Origin of the sequence: Azospirillum formosense, from assembly GCF_013340925.1 — a bacterium.
GTDB classification, from domain to species: Bacteria; Pseudomonadota; Alphaproteobacteria; order Azospirillales; family Azospirillaceae; genus Azospirillum; species Azospirillum formosense.
The window spans coordinates 21416-39261 of sequence record NZ_WHOR01000018.1; the positions used below are offsets into that span (position 1 = coordinate 21416).

The window sequence follows — 17846 nt, forward strand, 5'->3', positions numbered from 1 at the left end:
AACGCTGAAATTTCACTTTTTGCGAAGTTTTCGTCAGGCCCCCGTTCCAGCAATCCAGCCGCCGCCCAACACCCGGTCGCCCTGGTAGACGACGCAGGCTTGGCCGGGCGCGACGCCGTATTGCGGCTCGTGCAGTTCGGCCTGTGCAGTGCCGTCCGCGCCCAGCCGCCACACCGCCGGAGCCGGCGGCTGGGCGGAGCGGAGCTTCACCTCCACATCCAGCCCCTCGCCGGGAGCCAAGGCGGGGCCGAGCCAGTTGACCTCGCGGATCGTCACCACGTTGCGCGCCAGCTCGCGGCGCGGGCCGACGACGACGCGGCGCTGGCCGGGCTCCAGCCGGACGACGAACAGCGGCTCCTCCTCGCCCCGGATGCCGCCGATGCCCAACCCCTTGCGCTGGCCCACCGTGTAATGGACCACGCCGCGGTGGCGGCCCAGGACGCGCCCGTCAACATGGACGATGTCGCCGGGCTCGACCGAGCCGGGGCGCAGCTTGGCCACCACGTCGGCGTAGGAGCCGTTGGGGACGAAACAGATGTCCTGGCTGTCCGGCTTGGCCGCCACCTCCAGCCCGTGGCGCTCGGCCAGGGCTCGGGTCTCCGGCTTGGTCAGGCCGCCCAGCGGGAAGCGCAGGAACTCCAGCTGCTCGCGCGTCGTGGCGAACAGGAAGTAGCTCTGGTCGCGGCCGGGATCGATGGCGCGGTGCAGCTCCGCCCCCGCCGCCCCCTGGACGCGGCGCACGTAATGGCCGGTCGCCAGCGCGTCGGCGCCAAGGTCGCGGGCGGTGTTCAGCAGGTCGCGGAACTTGACCCGCTGGTTGCAGCGCACGCAGGGGATTGGCGTCTCGCCGCGCAGATAGGTGTCGGCGAAGTCGTCGATCACGTCCTGGGAGAACTTGCCCTCGTAATCCAGCACATAGTGCGGGATGCCGATGCGGTCGGCGACCTGGCGGGCGTCGTAGATGTCCTGCCCGGCGCAGCAGGCGCCCGGCTTCTGCAGGGCGATGCCGTGGTCGTAGAGCTGCAGCGTGATGCCGACCACGTCGTAGCCCTCCTCCCGCAGAACGGCGGCGGTGACGGAGGAATCGACGCCGCCGGACATGGCGACGACCACGCGGGTGTCCTGGGGACGCTTGGCGATGCCGAGGGAGTTGGCGTAGGAGATCATGGCGCCCTATATGGGCCGGTTCCCAAAAAATTCACCACCGGAGAACCGGGGGCGCCGCGTCCATGAGCGGACCGGCGCGCCGGTTTCCCGGTGGCGGATGCAAGCCGTGGCTGCCTTGGAAGGCGCCGCGGCGGTGGATCAGCGCATGGCGTTGTTGGTGCCGCCCGGCAGGCGCACCGCCAGACCGTCCAGTTCCTCGCTGATGATGATCTGGCAGCCCAGGCGCGAGGTCTTGGTCAGGCCGAAGGCGAGGTCGAGCATGTCCTCCTCGTCCTCCGACGCCTCGTTCAGCACGTCGAACCACTCCGGCTCCACGATGACGTGGCAGGTCGAGCAGGCGAGCGAGCCCTCGCAGGCGCCTTCCAGGTCCAGGCCGTGCTTGTGCGCGACCTCGAGCACGGACAGGCCGAGCGGGGCGTCCACCTCGTGGCGGGTGCCGTTCGGCTCGATGAAGGTCATCTTGGGCATTGGGGTGCTCTCCTGAACAAAGGCGTCGGTGTGCGGTGGCAATGGTTAGGGTGACTTCGGGGCAAGGCCGGAACGCCGCGTCCGGGATTCGGCCGCCAACACTTCCAACCGCTCCAGCCGCGCGAGGATGCGCGCGGCGTTGTCGGTCTGCCCGTTGCGGAAGGCAATGGCAAGATACTTGATGCAACTTTCCACGCGTTGCCCGATGTCCTGGGCAAGCCGGTCCACCGCGGCGACGTCCGGAGCCCCGTCGAGCCGCTGGGCGAGATCGGTCACCTCGTCGTCGTCCTCCGGCGGGACGGTGACGGGCGGCGCGTCCAGCAGGTCCAGCAGATAGCGGGCGCGGCGCACCGGGTCGCGCAGCGTCTCATGGGCGTCGTCCAGCGCGTCGGCCAGGGCGCGGGCGTTGGCCTGCTGCCGCGCGCCACGCGCCGCGAAGCGTTCCGGGTCCATGGCGCGGGAAAAGCCGGCGTGCTGGCGGGCCAGCGCCTCCGGCTCGATGTCGAAGCGGCGCTCCAGACCCAGCCGGGTGAAATGGTCGAGCGGGCGCGGCGCCTGCACCGCGCCGCAGGAATGGCAGAACATCGCGCGCGCCGCGACCGAACGGCCGCACAGCCAGCACGGCTCCAGATCGCCGTCGATGGTCCCGGCGATGCCCTTGGGAGCCTCCCCCTTGGGAAAGCGCGGCGGGCCGGAATCGGATGTCGTCATGCTTGCCGTCCGTTGAAACGCTGCACAGGTCGGCCGTGAGGGCGGCGGATCGCCGCCTTCCCTTCGGCCGGGTGATACCCAGAAGCGGGGCGCCGCGCAACCTTACACGGCCCGCGGCGGGAGGTGGAGGCCATGGAATGGCGATTACGCCGCAGGAGCGCGGGCCAGCCTTGCCGCCATGGCGGCGTAGGCGGCGGCGAAACGCTCCACCGCCGCGTCGTCGCTGTCCCAGCCCAGGCTGACCCGGATGGCACAGGCGGCATCCCCGGCACTCTCGCCCATGGCCGCCAGGACGTGGGACGGCTTCACCTTGCCGCTGGAGCAGGCCGACCCGGCGCTGACCGCCACCCCGGCGAGGTCAAGCGCCATCACCTGCGTCTCCCCCGCCACGCCGGGCAGCAGCAGGTTGCTGGTGTTGCCGACCCGCGCCGCGCCGGCCCCCATCACGCGCGCGGCCGGAACGGCGGCGAGCGCCGACGCTTCCAGCGCGTCGCGCAGGGTGGTCAGGCGGGCGCTGCCGGGCAACTCCTCCCGCGCGAGGCGGGCGGCGGCGCCGAAGCCGGCGATGCCGACGACGTTCTCGGTGCCGGCGCGGCGGCGCTTCTCCTGCCCGCCGCCGCGGATCAGCGCCTCCGGCTCCAGCCCGTCGGCGAGGATCAGGGCGCCAACGCCGGCGGGGCCGCCGATCTTGTGGGCCGACAGCGTCAGCAGGTCGGCGCCGAGCGCCGCGCGGTCGAGCGGCAGGCGCCCCGCCGCCTGGACGGCGTCGCAATGGAGCAGCGCGCCGTGGGCGTGGGCGACCCGCGCCGCCTCGGCCACCGGCTGGATCACGCCGGTCTCGTTGTTGGCGAGCATCAGGGAGACGAGCACGGGGACGTCAGCGTCGGCGAGCAGGCGGTCGAGCGCGGCGAGATCGGCGACGCCGTTGCGGTCCACCGGGATGCGGGCGGCGCCTGGAACCGCCTCCAGCACCGAATCATGCTCGATGGCCGAGGTCACGACCGGCCGGCCGGGGAAGCCGCGCAGCGCCAGATTGTTGGCTTCCGTCCCGCTGCCGGTGAAGAAGACCTGGGCGGGCCGCACCCCGGCCAGGGCGGCGACCTGGGCGCGCGCCTCCTCCACCGCGCGGCGCACCGTGCGGCCGAAGCCGTGCACCGACGACGGGTTGCCGGCGAGATCCATGGCCTGGATCATCGCCGTCTTCACCGCCGGCTTCAGAGGCGCCGAGGCGTTGTGGTCGAGATAGACGCGGGTCATCGGGACGAAGGGCCGGAGGGCGCTCCCTTACTCCGCCGCGACCGCGGCGCCCTCGTCCGCCGGCTGCGGGCCTCGGATGGTCAGGCTGCTGGTGCCGATGATCCGCCGCTCCACCACGTCGGCCACGGTGACCGAGCTGAGATACATGTGGATCTGGTTGCCCAGCTCCTCCCACAGGTCGTGGGTCAGGCAGCGCGAGCGGTTGGTCCGGCAGCCCTGCGGCGTGCCGTTGGCGCAACGGGTCGTGCGGATCGGCTCGTCCACCGCCAGGATGATGTCGGACACCCGGGTCGCGTCCGCCGGATGGGCCAGCAGATAGCCGCCGCCGGGGCCGCGCACGCTCTTCACCAGACCGCCCTTGCGCAGCTTGGCGAACAGCTGCTCCAGATAGGAGAGCGAAATCTCCTGCCGGTCGGCGATGTCGGCAAGGGCGACGGGGCTCCCCTGGCTGGTGGCAGCAAGATCGACCATAGCCATGACGGCATAGCGTCCCTTGGTGCTGAGTCTCATTTTACCCTCCTTACCCTTCCTTCACCCCGGCCCGACCGTCCAGCGGATCGGCGCCAAGCCTTATGTTTGTGTTTGGTTCAACAGGACGCCGCCGGACCGCCTTCGATGGACACCGGCTCGCGCACCCCATTGTCGGGCCGGGCGCTCCCGTTGGGAACGCCCGATGTTTCGTATACGGATGAATTATGCGCGTCGCCGCGCTCCGATTCCAGTTCCTCGACGCGCCGGCGCAAGGTCGACACCTGATCGAGCAGGCCGTTCAGCGCGCGCGCCACCGGATCGGGGATGTCGCCGCAGGGCGTGCCGTAAGGCATGAACTTCTGCGTCTCGACACGGTCGCGCGTCACCACCGCCTTGGCCGGGATGCCGACCACCGCGATGCCGGGCGCCACGTCCGCCACCACGACGGCGTTGGCGCCGACGCGGGCGCCGCGCCCGATGGTGATGGCGCCCAGCACCTTGGCCCCCGCGCCGACGATCACGCCGCTCTCCAGCGTGGGGTGGCGCTTGCCCTGGTTCAACGAGGTGCCGCCCAGCGTAACCCCGTGATAGAGCATCACGTCGTCGCCGATCTCGGCGGTCTCGCCGATGACGACGCCCATGCCGTGGTCGATGAAGAAGCGGCGCCCGATGGTCGCCCCCGGATGGATCTCGATGCCGGTCAGGGCGCGGGCGATCTGCGAGACGGCGCGCGCCATCAGGTGCCAGCGGCGATCCCAGCAATAGCGCGCGACGCGGTGCAGGACGATGGCGTGGAAGCCCGGATAGCACAGCGCGACCTCGGCCCGTGACCGCGCGGCCGGGTCGCGGGCCATGATACCGTCGATCTCTTCGCGAAGATGCTTGAACACCGGAACACCCGCCGTGGTATAGTCCGCCCTCTTGCCGGAAGAGGTGATCTTTCGCAAGAGCCCTCGACCCGTGCCTCGCCGGTCGCGCGGGTTGCCCTGAAAGGACGCATCGACGCATATATGATGACCAAGCAAAACGGTCAAGAATTGTGTGCGAAAAATCCATGCTTGTCCATGGGCAACCACGTCCGCTTGCCGTGGCGTCCGCCCGCCGCTCCGCCGGTGGTCCGGATCACCTTATATTCGCGTCAGGATCGCCGTTCCCATGCCTGAAGTGATGATCAACGGTCCGGCCGGACGTCTGGAAGGGCGCTACACACACGGCACGATCCCCAACGCGCCGATGGCCTTGCTGCTGCATCCGCACCCGCACCACAACGGGACCATGAACAACAAGGTGGTCTTCACCCTGTTCCAGTCCTTCACGAAGCGCGGCTATTCCGCCCTGCGCTTCAATTTCCGGGGGGTCGGCCGCAGCCAGGGCACCTACGACAAGGGCGAGGGCGAACTGGCCGACGCGGCAGCGGCGCTCGACTGGCTGCAGACCCACAACCCCAACGCCCCGGTCTGCTGGATCGCCGGGGTCTCCTTCGGGGCGTGGATCGGCATGCAGCTTCTGATGCGCCGCCCGGAGATCGACGGCTTCGTGTCCGTCTCGCCGCCGGCCAACCTGTTCGACTTCTCCTTCCTGGCGCCCTGCCCCTCCTCCGGCCTGATCATCCACGGCGACAAGGACGAACTGGTTCCGGGGGCGGCGGTGAACAAGCTGGTGACCAAGCTGTCGCACCAGAAGGACATCCGGATCGACCACCGCGTCGTGCCCGGCGCCAACCATTTCTTCGCCAACCGCAGCGACGACCTGGCGGTGCAGGTGGACGACTATCTGGACCGCGCGATGGGCAACCCCGTCGCCGCCGTGGCGGAGTAAGCGCGATGAAGCTCCGCCGTTTTGCCTTCGTTACCGGGATCGCTGTGCTTCTGCTGTCCGGCTGCAGCAACGCCCAGATTGCCAGCACCTTCGGCAACTGGTGCAAGCACGCCGACAACTGCACCGACAACAGCCGCCCGCGCCCGTAACCTCCGGCGTCACACCAGACCGGCGTCACAGCGGGTGGAAGCGCCCGCCGCTCATCGGCCGCGGAACACCCGTGGTGGCCGGCAGGCTGAGCGGCAGGCCCTTGCGGCTGCGCACCGCCAGATAGGCGAAGGCTTCGGCCTCCAGCGCGTCGCCGTTCCAGCCCACCGCCTCCACCGGATCGACGGGCACGCCCAACCGGTCGGCCAGCATCCCCATCAGCGTCGCGTTGTGCCGCCCGCCGCCGCAGACCAGCCAGCGCAGCGGCGCGTCCGGCAGATGCGGGACGATGCGGGCGACCGACGCGGCGGTGAAGGCGGTCAGGGTCGCCGCTCCGTCCTCCACCGACAGGCCGCGGACGGGCGCCGGGTCGAAGGCGTCGCGGTCCAGCGACTTCGGCGCCGGAAGGTCGAAATAGGGATGGGCGAGCAGCGCCGCCAACGCACTCTCGTCCACGTTGCCCCGCGCCGCCAGCGCCCCGCCGGAATCGTAGCGCGCGCCCTGGCCGGACAGCACCCAATCGTCGACCAGCGCGTTGCCCGGCCCGGTGTCGCAGGCGATCACATCATCCTCGCCCTCGCCGATCCAGGTGACGTTGGCGACGCCGCCGATGTTCAGCACGGCCAGCGGGCGCGGGAGGGCGTCGGCCAGCGCGCGGTGGAACAGCGGCACCAGCGGGGCGCCCTGCCCGCCCGCCGCCACGTCCGCCGTGCGGAAGTCGTCGACCACGGCGATGCCGGTCGCCCGCGCCAGCCGCGCGCCGTCGCCGATCTGCCAAGTGCGGCGCTGCGCCGGGTCGTGGAAGATCGTGTGGCCGTGGAAGCCGATCAGGTCCACCGCGCCGGCCTCCGTCCCGGCCTCCGCCAGCAGGCGGCGCACGGCGTCGGCGTGGGCATCGGTCAGGGCCCGCTCCACAGCCTCCACCGGCCCCTTGCCGCCCAGGCAGGAGCGCAGGTCGGCGCGAAAGCCGTCGCCGTAGGAAATGGTGACGAAGGCCAGCGGCTCCACCCGGCGCTCGCCGTCGGTGCGGACCAGGGCCGCATCGATCCCGTCCATGGAGGTGCCGCTCATCAGCCCGACGACCGTCTGCATTCCTTACCCCAATCCCATGCCGAGTCCGCCCCGAGAATTGTGGGGCCGCGCGTTCCATGCTAACAGACGCGACCCTGGACCCTACCACGACAGCCGGATCGCGGCCATGACGACGCTGACATCGGATTTCCTCCGCACGCTGCAGGAACGCGGCTTCATCCACCAGTGCACCGACCTCGCCGGGCTCGACGAGCGCGCGGTGAAGGGGCCGATCATCGCCTACATCGGCTTCGACTGCACGGCGGACAGCCTGCATGTGGGCAGCCTGCTGCCGATCATGATGCTGCGCTGGCTGCAGAAGACCGGCCACAAGCCGATCGTCCTGATGGGCGGCGGCACGACCAAGATCGGCGATCCGTCGGGCAAGGACGAGGCGCGCCAGCTCCTGACCGACGAGGCCATCAACGCCAACATGGCGGGCATCAAGCGCATCTTCGGGCGCTACCTGTCCTTTGGTAACGGGCCGACCGACGCGGTGATGGTCAACAACGCCGACTGGCTGGACGAGCTGAAATACATCCCGCTGCTGCGGGACATCGGCCGGCACTTCACGATCAACCGCATGATGACCTTCGAATCGGTCAAGCTGCGGCTGGATCGCGAGCAGCCGCTGACCTTCCTGGAATTCAACTACATGATTCTCCAGGCCTATGATTTCGTGGAGCTGTTCCGGCGCGAGAAGTGCATGCTCCAGATGGGCGGGTCGGACCAGTGGGGCAACATCATCAACGGCGTCGAGCTGGGCCGCCGCACCGACGGGGCGGAGCTGTTCGGCCTGACCACCCCGCTGCTGACCACCTCGTCGGGCGCCAAGATGGGCAAGACCGCCGCGGGCGCGGTGTGGCTGACCGCCGACAAGCTCAGCGCCTATGATTTCTGGCAGTACTGGCGCAACACCGAGGACGCCGACGTCGGCCGCTTCCTGCGCCTCTACACCGAGCTGCCGCTGGACGAGGTGGCGCGGCTGGAGTCCCTGGAGGGCGCCGGCATCAACGAGGCCAAGAAGATCCTCGCCCATGAGGTGACCAAGCTCGCCCACGGCGAGGCGGCCGCCCTGGAGGCCGCCGAGACCGCCCGCCGCACCTTCGAGCAGGGCGCCGCCGCCGAAGGCCTGCCGAGCATCGACGTGCCCCGCGCCGAGCTTGAGGCCGGGGTCGCGGTGGTGGACCTGCTGGTGTCCGCCGGGCTGGCCGCGTCGAAGGGCGAGGCGCGCCGCCTCATCAAGGGCGCCGGCGCGAAGATGAACGACGCCGCCATCCCCGACGAGGCCGCCAAGGCCACCGCCGCCGACCTGAACGCCGACGGCGTCATCAAGCTGAGCGCCGGCAAGAAGCGCCACGCTCTGGTCAAGGCGGTGTGAGGCACCGCTGAATCCCTCTCCCGCCCCGGGAGAGGATGCCCGCGACAGCGGGCGGGTGAGGGTAAAGCCAGGGAGCGGGCACCAGCCCTGTTGCCGGCACCCTCACCCTCCCGCCGCATTGCGGCGGGTCCCTCCCTCTCCCGGGACGGGAGAGGGAAAATCACCCCCTACTTCTCGAAAGTCCCCGGCGACGGCGCTTCCTTGCCGTCGCCACCCTCGCCCAGGAAGAACAGGTTGCGCAGGAACCCCGGCGCCAGCATGGCGAGCGGGTTCACCGTCACGTCCGGGTCGGCCAGCGGGCCGCGGACGTGCCAGGTGGCGCTGAAGATGCCCTGCCCCTCGCCGCCGCTCAGCGCGTCGCCCAACAGCGGGATCTGGCCGATCAGCCGGTTCAGCCCGTAGATGGGCACGATGGTGCCGCGCAGGTTGGCGGTGTCCGTCTCGATGTCCACCTCCCCCGAGAGGGTCAGACCGAGCGCGGAGCCGGAGGTGCGCAGATCCTTCACGGTCAGCAGGCGCCCGTCCTTGCGGTAGTCGCTGACGGCCCGCCCGAAGCGGATGCCCTTGCCGCCGCCCATCAGCTCGGCGAAGCCGGACGGGGAAATGGAGTTCAGGATGCGGGCGAGGACCGGCGGGTCGACCAGCGCGTAGTCGGTCAGTTCCAGCCGGCCCTCGATGGCGGCGTCGGCCCGCGGCTCCACCGTGCGGCCGGTGATCGCCAGCGCGCCGCCCTGCACCCGGTCGTTGATGTCGAGCGCGCGGAAGGTCGCCCCGGCGTCGCTGGCCGAGATGGCCACGTCGTAGAAACCCTGGGCGCCCGGCAGGAAGCGCAGGGACACCGCCCCGTCGCGCCCCGCCTTCGCCGTCACGTCGAGCGCCGTCCAGGACAGGCGGTCGCGCTTGATCCGCCCGGCCACGTCGGACAGGTGGCGGCCATCCCCGAAGACGACGCGGTTCAGCGTCAGGTCGAAATCGAGCGGCAGCGGCTTCTCGTCGGGCGGCCCCTGCTTCTTGCCGCCGGGCGGATCGGCCTTGCCGGCCAGGACGCGGGCGTCCAGGCTCTGGCCGGTGATGGTCCCGGAATAGCCGCCCTTGCCGCCGTCATGCACCGTCACGTCGGCCTTCAGGTCGGTCTGGCCGACCGACATCTGGCTGACCGCAACCTTGGTGACCGCCATGGTCTGCGGCGCGAGGTCGACGACCGCCTGGGCGCGCAGCCCACCGGCATCGACCGACAGGCCGGTGATGCGGGTCACGCGGTCCTTCTGGAACTCCAGCGCCAGCTTGCCGGTGCCCGGCACGCCGGGCTTCTTCTCCCAGCCCAGCTCGTCGATGCGCAGATGGGTCTTCTCCAGGTTCAGCCCGGCGGTCAGCCCGAAGCGGCGGCGCTGGTCCACGGTGAACAGAACGTCCGCCCCCAGCGGCCCCGCCACATGATCGCCGAGGTCGATGCCGTGGCTGCGCAGGTCCTGGGCGTCCACGTCGCCCTTCACGGCGATGCGGGTGCGCGGCCCCTTGGCGGTGGAGGTGAACTGCTCTTTCCAGTCGATGGTGACGGGGATGCCGTCCAGCTTGGTGTTGCCCTTCACCGTCATGGCGTTCATGTCGAGCGCCAGCGTCAGGTCGCCCTCGGTCGCGGTCAGCCCGGCGGCCACCTTCTCCACCCCGACGCCTCGCAGCTTGGCCGCGACGTCGAGGTTCAACTGCTCCACCTTCAGGTCGACCAGCAGCGGGAACTGGAAGTGGAGCTGCGCGTCGGCCTGCCCCTGGGTGCGCTTCGGGTCGAGGTCGAGGCGGCTGGGATAGCCCAGCGGCGGGCTGTCCAGAACGGTCAGGATGGTGCGCACCGGCCCGCGGACCGGGACGCGGATATCCATGGTCTCCTTGCCGGTGTCCAGCCCGCCGATGACGATCGTGCCCTCGCCGAGCTGGACGTCGTCGATGCGGCCGCCCTTGGTGTGGATGGTGAAGGTCTTGCCGTCGGTGGACACCTCCGCCCCCAACCCGGCGACCTTGGGCAGCGGGTGGAAATAATCCACCGTCATGTCCTCGGCCTTGATGCCGGCCTGGAAATGCGTCACGTCGATCGCCGCCAAGTCGGACAGCGGCCCGCTGGCCCGGACGGTCGCCGTCGCCTCCGGAACGACGCCGCGCGACAAATTCTTGGTCACCCACTCCCGCGGGTTCTTCCCAACCCCCAGCGGCCACAGCCGGGGCAGCTCGTCGGCCGGCACCCGTTTGGCCGTCACGGCGGCCTCCACCGACAGGCGGGCCTCCGCCGTGCCGAACTCGGCGATGGTGGCGTGCGCCGTTCCCTCCACGGTCGGCCCGCCAAGGTCGACCGCCAGCCGCTCCACCTCCAGCTTGCCCGAGGAGCGGTCGCCGGCCACCGTCAGGGCGGCGGAGGCGACGGGCAGCGGCTCCGGGAACAGGTCCGGCCGAACTACGCGCCCGGCGCCGGCCTTCAACTCCGCCCGCCCGCTGCGTGGCTGCCCGTCGGGGTCCAGCTCCAGGCTGGCCGTGCCGGACAGAGGGAGCTGCGCCGCGGCAAGCGGCGCCAACGCCGGGGCGAGACCGGCCAACGCGGCAGGCACCAGCCCGTCGAGCGTTGCGGCGACCGACGCGCCCTTGGCGGGAACCTGCGGGCCGTCAAGGGCGAGCGAGGCCCGCGTGCGGCCCGCCGTCAGGTCGAGCCGCAGGCTGCCGCTGCGCTGCCCACCCTGCTCCCGCAGGTCGCCCCGCCCGGCCATCGCCATCCCGTCGAACGCGAGGTCCAGCCGCTCCAGCTCCGCCCGCCGGCCCGGCACGTCCAGCCCGCCGCGCAGCCGCAGACGGTCGACCCGGTAGGGGTCGGGCCGCAGCGCCGGCAAGCTGACCTCTCCGGCGCCGCCCTGCAGGTCGAAGCTGAAGCGCACCGGCTCGAACCGCGAATCCAGGGTCGCGTCGATGCGCCCGCCAAGGGGAACGGTCACCGCCGACAACGGCGCCAGCAGCGGACCGATCTTGGCCAGCGCCGCCGGCTGCAGCCCGTCGAAGCGGGTGGACAGCGCCGTTTCCGCGTCGGCCATGCGATGGACGCCCGACGCCTCCACCGCCGCCGTCCGCCCGTCGAGGTCGAGCAGCAACTGCGCCCCGCCGACGATCTCCGTCCCGTCGCGGGTCAGCACGATGTCGGCGCGGTTGGCGTGCCAGGACAGGCCGAGCATGCGGTTCGTCACCGTCAGGTCGGCGCCGATGATGGTCAGCCGCCGCAGCAGGCCCAGCGGACGGGCGATGTCCGGGGGCTGCATCAGGGTGGAAACGATCTCCCCCGCGAAATCGGGGCCGCCGTCCGGCTCCTCCCTCTCCGGCTCGCCGGGGGACGGAATCGAGCGCACGTCGAAGTCCAGGCTGCCGTCAGCCCGGCGCACCACCTGGAGGCGCGGCCGCACGAGGTCGAGCCGGGTCGGCGACAGCTTGCCCTGGAACAGCGCCCGCACGGAGAAGCCGACGCCCAGTTCCGGCACCGCCGCAAGCTCGTCCCCCTCGGCGTTGACCGCGTGCACGTCGATGGCCCGCAGGTCCAGCCGGGTCAGCCCGTCGCTCTCCTCCTCGTCCACCCAGGACAGGACGAGCTGGCCGACATCGACGCTGTAGCGGCCCTGCGGGTCGCTCAGCGCCCGCTCCACATAGGGGGTCAGCGGGTCGAGCGCGATCGGCCCCTGGGCCAGCCGCCAGGCGAACAGCCCGCCGGCGGCGCCGACGACGACGACCGCGCCCGCGGTGGTCCAGGCGAGAATCTTCGCGGTGCGCCGGATCACGGCCGGTGTCCCGGCGACGAGGCCCATGCGTTGTCACAGTTGACCGGACCCGCGCGACCGCGCACCTTCCTGCTCAGTTCTTGTGCAGGGATAGCCGCGACCATGACCACCACGCTGCCGAAACCCTTCGACACCGGCCTTGCCGAACGCGGCCTGGAGCGCTGGCGCGCCGAGGCGGCGAGCGCCGCAGACAATGACGGCAACAACGACGGCGACAGCACCGGCGACGGCGACGCCTTGCGCGCCTGGGCCGAGGCGTACGCCGATTCGACCGAGGGCCGGGCGCTGATCGACGCGGTGTGCGGCAACAGCCCGTACCTCGGCCAGATCCTGACCCGCGAGCTGCCCTTCGTCCGCGAGATGGTGACGCAGGGGTACGACGACGCCTTCGCGGCCCTGCTGCGCCGGCTGGAGGCGGACTGCGCGGAGGAGCGCAACATCGACCGGCTGATGACCGCCCTGCGCGTCGCCAAGCGGCGGGCGGCGCTGCTGATCGCGATCGCCGACATCACCGGCGCGTGGGAGCTGGAGGCCGTCACCGGCGCGCTGTCCGACATCGCCGAGACGTCGGTGCGCATGGCGGCAAACCACCTGCTGCGCCGCGCCGCGGAGGCGGGCACGCTGACGCTGCCGGAACCGCAGCGGCCATGGGTCGGGTCGGGCCTGATCGTGCTTGGCATGGGCAAACTTGGTGCGCGCGAGCTCAACTATTCCAGCGATATCGACCTGATCGTCCTGTACGACGACGCCGTCGTGCAAACGCCCCAGCCTGACAATCTCGCCCGCACGTTCATTCGTATCGCGCGCGATCTTGTCCGCATTATGGATGAACGGACCAAGGACGGCTACGTCTTCCGTACAGATCTGCGGCTTCGCCCCGATCCCGGTGCCACGCCGCTCGCGGTGTCGGTCTCGGCGGCCGAAATTTATTACGGCAGCGTCGGACAGAACTGGGAGCGCGCGGCCATGATCAAGGCCCGCCCCATCGCCGGCGATCCGGAAGCGGGGGCGCATTTCCTGCGTTTCCTCGAACCGTTCGTGTGGCGGCGCCACCTCGACTTCGCGGCCATCCAGGACATCCATTCCATCAAGCGTCAGATCAACGCCCACAAGGGCCATCGTGAAGTGACGGTGAACGGCCACGACATCAAGGTCGGCCGGGGCGGAATCCGCGAGATCGAGTTCTTCGCCCAGACCCAGCAGCTGATCTTCGGCGGGCGCGACATCCGCGTGCGCATCGCCCCCACGCTGCTGGCGAACAAGGCGCTGTGCACGGTCGGCCGCGTGCCGGAGGCGGCGGTGGAGGAGTTGGAGGAGGCCTACCGCTTCCTGCGCCGGGTCGAGCACCGCATCCAGATGATCGACGACCGCCAGACCCACCAGATCCCGGCGGACGACGAAGGGGTGGCGCATCTGGCGACCTTCCTCGGCTACGCCCAGGTCGAGGATTTCCGCGCCGACCTGCTGGCCCAGCTCGGCCGGGTGGAGGACCGCTACGCCGAGCTGTTCGAGGAGGCGCCGTCGCTGTCCGGCCCCGGCAACCTCGTCTTCACCGGCACCGACGACGACCCCGGCACGGTGAAGACGCTGGCCGGCATGGGCTACCGCGACCCCAGCCGGGTCATCGCGGTGGTCTCCACCTGGCACCGCGGTCGCTACCGCTCCACCCGCTCGGGCCGCGCGCGGGAGCTGCTGACCGAGCTGGTGCCGGCCATGCTGAACGAGTTGGCCAAGACGCCCGCCCCGGACGACGCGCTGGTCAAGTTCGACAGCTTCCTGGAGCGGCTGCCGGCGGGGGTCGGGCTGTTCTCGCTGTTCATCGCCAACCCGTGGCTGCTCGCCCTGGTGGCGGAGATCATGGGCACGGCGCCTCAGCTGGCCGAGACGCTGTCGCGCAACCCGTCGCTGCTCGACGCCGTCCTGTCGCCCGACTTCTTCGACCCGCTGCCCGACGCGGCGGGGCTGACGCCGGAATACCGGCGCTTCATCGCCGGGGCGCACAATTTCGAGGACGTGCTGACCCTGTCGCGGCGCTGGACCAACGACCAGCGCTTCCGCGCCGGGGCGCACATCCTGCGCGGCATCACCGACGGCGACCGCTGCGGCCCCTTCCTCGCCGATCTGGCCGACGTGGTGGTGCCGGAGCTGGCCGCCCGCGTGGAGGAGGAGTTCGCCGCCCGCCATGGCCGCATCCCCGGCGGCGCCTGGGTGGTGGTGGCGATGGGCAAGCTGGGCAGCCGGCAGCTCACCATCACCTCCGACATCGACCTGATCGTCGTCTACGAGGTGCCTCCGGGAACGCGCCAGTCGGACGGCACCAAGCCGCTGGCCCCCAACGAGTATTACATCAAGCTGACGCAGCGCCTGACCAACGCCATCACCGCCCCGATGGCCGACGGACGGCTGTACGAGGTCGACATGCGGCTGCGCCCGTCGGGCAACGCCGGGCCGCTCGCCACCGCGCTGGACGCCTTCACCGCCTATCAGGCCAAGGACGCCTGGACGTGGGAGCACATGGCCCTGACCCGCGCCCGCGTCATCGGCGGCGATCTCGGCGGCGATCAGGCGCTGGCCGGCAAGGTCGAGTCGGCCATCCGCGGCGTGCTGACCGGTCCGCGCGATCCGGCCAAGGTGCTGCGGGACGTCGCCGACATGCGCCGCCGCATCGACAAGGAGTTCGGCACCACCAACCCGTGGAACGTCAAATACGCCCGCGGCGGCCTGATCGACATCGAGTTCACCGCCCAGTATCTCCAGCTCCGCCACGGGCACGAGCATCCCGAGATCCTGTCCATCGCGACCAGCCGCGCCCTGCTCAACGCCGCCGCGGCCGGGCTGCTGGCCCCGGAGGTGGCGGAGGAGCTGGTGGCGACGCTGAAGCTGTGGCGCCGCGTGCAGGGTTTCCTGCGCCTGACCACCGACGGCGTGCTCGATCCGCGGCAGGTTTCGCCCACCCTGCGGGAAGGCCTCTCACGCGCCGCCTTCCCGGACGAGGAGCCGGCGGTTGACTTCGCCGCGCTCGACAGCAGAATCCGGGGCATCGCCGCCCGCGCCCACCGCCATTTCGTGGCGCTGATCGAGGAGCCGGCGTCAAGGCTGCCTCCCCCAGAGACCAACGAAGAAGCCAAACTTCCATGAGTGAGACCCAAGCGCCCGCCATCGAGGCCGGCACCCCCGCCCCGGACTTCACCATGCCGACCGACGGTGGCGGCAGCGTCACGCTGTCCGCCCTGCGGGGCAAGCCGGTGATCCTGTACTTCTATCCGAAGGACGACACCTCGGGCTGCACGTCGGAGGCCTGCGGCTTCCGCGACCAGCTTCCGGACTTCAGCGGGCTCGACGCCGTCATCATCGGCGTGTCCAAGGACAGCGTGGCCAGCCACGACAAGTTCAAGGCGAAGTACGAGCTGCCCTTCACGCTGGCCTCCGACAAGGAAACCGGCGTCGCCGAGGCCTACGGCGTCTGGGTCGAGAAGAGCATGTACGGCCGCAAGTACATGGGGCTGGAGCGCGCGACCTTCCTGATCGACAAGGACGGCATCGTCCGCAACGTCTGGCGCAAGGTGAAGGTCACCGGCCATGTCGCCGCGGTGCTGAAGGCGCTGCAGGCGCTGTAATGGTGTCCCCTCTCCCCTCCGCTCTCGCGCAAACGAAGTTTGCGCTGACGCGACAGGCGGACCTTCGGTCCGCCGAAAGCGGGGAGAGGGTTAGGGTGAGGGGGTTGCGCGTGTCGTTGCATTCGGCACGAGTGCCATTCCCCCTCACACCGCCCGGCGAAGGATTTCCTCGGCCAGCGCCTGCATCTCCGCCGCCGCCTGGGTCTTGCGGGCGGCCTCGGTCACCGACAGGCCGGACAGCAGGGTCCCGGCGTAGGCGGTGCGGTTGCCGATCTGCGCCTCCGCGATGTCAACGGCCGGCGGGTTGACGAGCTCGCGCACCCGCGCGATCAGCTCGTCCGCGATGCGGGCGCGCGGCGGCACGCGGTTCAGCACCAGCAGCAGCCGGCGCTTCTCCTGCGCGGCGAGGTCCAGGGTGGGCTGCACCGCCCACAGGTCCATCGGGCTGGGCTGCACCGGGGCGATGACGAGGCTGGCGGCGCGCACGGCGATCCGCGCCTCCGTCTGGGCGTGGGGGGGGCTGTCGATCAGCACGATGTCGTGGTCGCGGGCCAGCTTCTCGACCTCGGTCTGGGTGCGCCAGCCGGTGATCTGGACATGGGTGAAGCCGGGCGCGCCGCCCGTGGCCTCCGCCCGCACCGCGTGCCAGCGGGTCAGGCTGCCCTGCGGGTCGATGTCCACCGTGGCGACCGACCGCCCGAGCTGCATCCAGGCAATGGCGAGGTGAGCCACCAGAGTGGTCTTGCCGGCCCCGCCCTTTTGCTGAGCCACGGTGAAGACCTTGCCCGCCATGCCCACACCCATCATTTGGTTGTTTATCGCGCACACCCGTCATAAGGCTTGGACAGAGACGGCGCAACCGCGCGAATTGACTTCATCCTCCCACGCTTTACAAATCGCCCCGTGACCGACAAGCATCCCGACATCATCCCCGCCACGCCCGCTGGCCTCGCCCGTGCCGGCGAGGCCCTGCGCGGCGGCGACCTGGTCGCCTTCCCGACCGAGACCGTCTACGGCCTCGGCGGCGACGCCACCGACGACCGGGCCGTGGCCGCGATCTTCGCCGCCAAGGGCCGCCCGCAGTTCAACCCGCTGATCGCGCATGTGCCCGACCTGGAGTCGGCCGAGGCCATCGCCGTGCTCGACGAGCGCGCGGTGGAGCTGGCCCACCAGTTCTGGCCCGGCCCGCTGACCCTGGTGCTGCCCCGCCGCCCGGAGGCCGGGCTGTCGCTTCTGGTGTCCGCCGGCTTGGACAGCGTGGCGGTGCGCGTGCCCGCCCACCCGGTGGCGCAGGCGCTGCTCAAGGCCGCCGGCAAGCCGATCGCCGCCCCCAGCGCCAACCGCTCCGGCGCGGTCAGCCCGACCGCCCCCCACCACGTCATCGAGAGCCTGGGCGACCGGGTGAGCATGGTGGTGGCCGGGGGCAAGTGCCAGGTCGGGGTGGAGTCCACCGTGCTCGACCTGACCGGCGCGACGCCCGTGCTGCTGCGCCCCGGCGCGGTGCTGCGCGAGGAGATCGAGCGGCTGATCGGCCCCATCCAGGTCTCCGCCGGCAACCCGGACGCCCCGACGTCGCCCGGCCAGCTGGAAAGCCACTACGCTCCCAACGCCCCGGTGCGGCTGAACGCCACGAGCGCCGAGGACGACGAGGCGTTCCTCACCTTCGGCCCCGATCGCTTCATCCGCGGCGGCAAGGCCCGGCTGAACCTGAGCCTCCAGGGCGACCTGAACGAGGCGGCGGCGAACCTGTTCGCCCATCTCCGCGCGCTGGACCAGGAGGGTGCCCGCGCCATCGCCGTGATGCCGATCCCGGACGAGGGGCTGGGCGTCGCCATCAACGACCGGCTGCGGCGGGCCGCCGCCCCTCGGGGGTGAGGAAGCGGGGGTAGTGGAAAAACGGGCGGCGAGGCGATAAGAGTCTCGCAACGAGCCCCCACC

At 70.9% G+C, this 17846-nt stretch carries 15 protein-coding genes; 6 read left to right on the forward strand and 9 right to left on the reverse strand.

Features of this window, described 5'->3' with window-relative positions; translation table 11 throughout:
* Positions 1–33 precede the first annotated feature (33 nt).
* The 6 genes from mnmA to epsC form a co-directional block, all read right to left on the reverse strand.
* Positions 34–1167: a tRNA 2-thiouridine(34) synthase MnmA gene (mnmA, locus tag GBZ26_RS04455; protein ID WP_174437781.1), complete on the reverse strand. Its 1134-nt coding sequence runs from the start codon at positions 1165–1167 to the stop codon at positions 34–36.
* A gap of 138 nt (positions 1168–1305) precedes the next feature.
* The gene (locus GBZ26_RS04460; RefSeq protein WP_035672428.1) at positions 1306–1635 is read right to left on the reverse strand and encodes a ferredoxin family 2Fe-2S iron-sulfur cluster binding protein; all 330 of its coding nucleotides are present in this window, start codon (positions 1633–1635) and stop codon (positions 1306–1308) included.
* 45 nt (positions 1636–1680) lie between these two features.
* On the reverse strand, positions 1681–2346 hold the full coding sequence (locus GBZ26_RS04465) for a molecular chaperone DnaJ (RefSeq protein ID WP_174437782.1): 666 nt from the start codon (positions 2344–2346) through the stop codon (positions 1681–1683).
* A gap of 144 nt (positions 2347–2490) precedes the next feature.
* Positions 2491–3603 (reverse strand): cysteine desulfurase family protein, encoded by a 1113-nt coding sequence (locus GBZ26_RS04470; RefSeq protein ID WP_174437783.1) that lies wholly within the window; start codon positions 3601–3603, stop codon positions 2491–2493.
* A gap of 27 nt (positions 3604–3630) precedes the next feature.
* Positions 3631–4113, reverse strand: coding sequence for an Rrf2 family transcriptional regulator (locus GBZ26_RS04475; RefSeq protein ID WP_014239836.1), 483 nt, complete (start codon positions 4111–4113; stop codon positions 3631–3633).
* Between the two features lie 77 nt (positions 4114–4190).
* The gene (gene epsC / locus GBZ26_RS04480) at positions 4191–4964 is read right to left on the reverse strand and encodes a serine O-acetyltransferase EpsC (protein WP_344915286.1); all 774 of its coding nucleotides are present in this window, start codon (positions 4962–4964) and stop codon (positions 4191–4193) included.
* Positions 4965–5229: 265 nt separating this feature from the next.
* Between epsC and GBZ26_RS04485 the strand changes: the two genes are divergently transcribed.
* Both GBZ26_RS04485 and GBZ26_RS04490 read left to right on the forward strand, forming a co-directional pair.
* Positions 5230–5892 (forward strand): alpha/beta hydrolase, encoded by a 663-nt coding sequence (locus tag GBZ26_RS04485; protein ID WP_014239834.1) that lies wholly within the window; start codon positions 5230–5232, stop codon positions 5890–5892.
* Positions 5893–5897: 5 nt separating this feature from the next.
* Positions 5898–6041: a hypothetical protein gene (locus GBZ26_RS04490; RefSeq protein ID WP_174437785.1), complete on the forward strand. Its 144-nt coding sequence runs from the start codon at positions 5898–5900 to the stop codon at positions 6039–6041.
* A 25-nt stretch (positions 6042–6066) separates the two neighbouring features.
* On the opposite strand, the gene GBZ26_RS04495 is transcribed toward GBZ26_RS04490, so the two are convergent.
* Entirely contained in the window at positions 6067–7131 is a 1065-nt protein-coding gene (locus GBZ26_RS04495) for an anhydro-N-acetylmuramic acid kinase (protein WP_174437786.1), read from the reverse strand.
* Positions 7132–7237: 106 nt separating this feature from the next.
* On the opposite strand from GBZ26_RS04495, the gene tyrS reads away from it, so the two are divergent.
* Positions 7238–8491 carry a tyrosine--tRNA ligase gene (gene tyrS, locus GBZ26_RS04500; protein WP_174437787.1) on the forward strand — a complete coding sequence of 418 codons (1254 nt, stop codon included), beginning with the start codon at positions 7238–7240 and terminating at the stop codon, positions 8489–8491.
* Positions 8492–8658: 167 nt separating this feature from the next.
* On the opposite strand, the gene GBZ26_RS04505 is transcribed toward tyrS, so the two are convergent.
* Positions 8659–12291, reverse strand: coding sequence for a YhdP family protein (locus tag GBZ26_RS04505; RefSeq protein ID WP_174437788.1), 3633 nt, complete (start codon positions 12289–12291; stop codon positions 8659–8661).
* 102 nt (positions 12292–12393) lie between these two features.
* On the opposite strand from GBZ26_RS04505, the gene GBZ26_RS04510 reads away from it, so the two are divergent.
* On the forward strand, positions 12394–15429 hold the full coding sequence (locus GBZ26_RS04510; protein ID WP_174437789.1) for a bifunctional [glutamine synthetase] adenylyltransferase/[glutamine synthetase]-adenylyl-L-tyrosine phosphorylase: 3036 nt from the start codon (positions 12394–12396) through the stop codon (positions 15427–15429).
* Positions 15426–15908: a thioredoxin-dependent thiol peroxidase gene (gene bcp, locus GBZ26_RS04515; protein ID WP_038528897.1), complete on the forward strand. Its 483-nt coding sequence runs from the start codon at positions 15426–15428 to the stop codon at positions 15906–15908. The genes GBZ26_RS04510 and bcp overlap by 4 nt, the downstream gene beginning before the upstream one ends.
* 144 nt (positions 15909–16052) lie before the next feature.
* On the opposite strand, the gene parA is transcribed toward bcp, so the two are convergent.
* Positions 16053–16700, reverse strand: coding sequence for a ParA family partition ATPase (gene parA, locus GBZ26_RS04520; RefSeq protein ID WP_174437794.1), 648 nt, complete (start codon positions 16698–16700; stop codon positions 16053–16055).
* Between the two features lie 111 nt (positions 16701–16811).
* On the opposite strand from parA, the gene GBZ26_RS04525 reads away from it, so the two are divergent.
* On the forward strand, positions 16812–17783 hold the full coding sequence (locus tag GBZ26_RS04525; protein WP_174437790.1) for an L-threonylcarbamoyladenylate synthase: 972 nt from the start codon (positions 16812–16814) through the stop codon (positions 17781–17783).
* Positions 17784–17846 lie beyond the last annotated feature (63 nt).

What these genes read in the sequence shown, in the direction of transcription:
- mnmA (WP_174437781.1), bottom strand. Translation starts at nt 1,167, where the DNA reads ATGATCTCCTACGCCAACTCCCTCGGCATCGCCAAGCGTCCCCAGGAC.
- GBZ26_RS04460 (WP_035672428.1), bottom strand. Translation starts at nt 1,635, where the DNA reads ATGCCCAAGATGACCTTCATCGAGCCGAACGGCACCCGCCACGAGGTG.
- GBZ26_RS04465 (WP_174437782.1), bottom strand. Translation starts at nt 2,346, where the DNA reads ATGACGACATCCGATTCCGGCCCGCCGCGCTTTCCCAAGGGGGAGGCT.
- GBZ26_RS04470 (WP_174437783.1), bottom strand. Translation starts at nt 3,603, where the DNA reads ATGACCCGCGTCTATCTCGACCACAACGCCTCGGCGCCTCTGAAGCCG.
- GBZ26_RS04475 (WP_014239836.1), bottom strand. Translation starts at nt 4,113, where the DNA reads ATGAGACTCAGCACCAAGGGACGCTATGCCGTCATGGCTATGGTCGAT.
- GBZ26_RS04485 (WP_014239834.1), top strand. Translation starts at nt 5,230, where the DNA reads ATGCCTGAAGTGATGATCAACGGTCCGGCCGGACGTCTGGAAGGGCGC.
- GBZ26_RS04490 (WP_174437785.1), top strand. Translation starts at nt 5,898, where the DNA reads ATGAAGCTCCGCCGTTTTGCCTTCGTTACCGGGATCGCTGTGCTTCTG.
- GBZ26_RS04495 (WP_174437786.1), bottom strand. Translation starts at nt 7,131, where the DNA reads ATGCAGACGGTCGTCGGGCTGATGAGCGGCACCTCCATGGACGGGATC.
- tyrS (WP_174437787.1), top strand. Translation starts at nt 7,238, where the DNA reads ATGACGACGCTGACATCGGATTTCCTCCGCACGCTGCAGGAACGCGGC.
- GBZ26_RS04510 (WP_174437789.1), top strand. Translation starts at nt 12,394, where the DNA reads ATGACCACCACGCTGCCGAAACCCTTCGACACCGGCCTTGCCGAACGC.
- bcp (WP_038528897.1), top strand. Translation starts at nt 15,426, where the DNA reads ATGAGTGAGACCCAAGCGCCCGCCATCGAGGCCGGCACCCCCGCCCCG.
- parA (WP_174437794.1), bottom strand. Translation starts at nt 16,700, where the DNA reads ATGGCGGGCAAGGTCTTCACCGTGGCTCAGCAAAAGGGCGGGGCCGGC.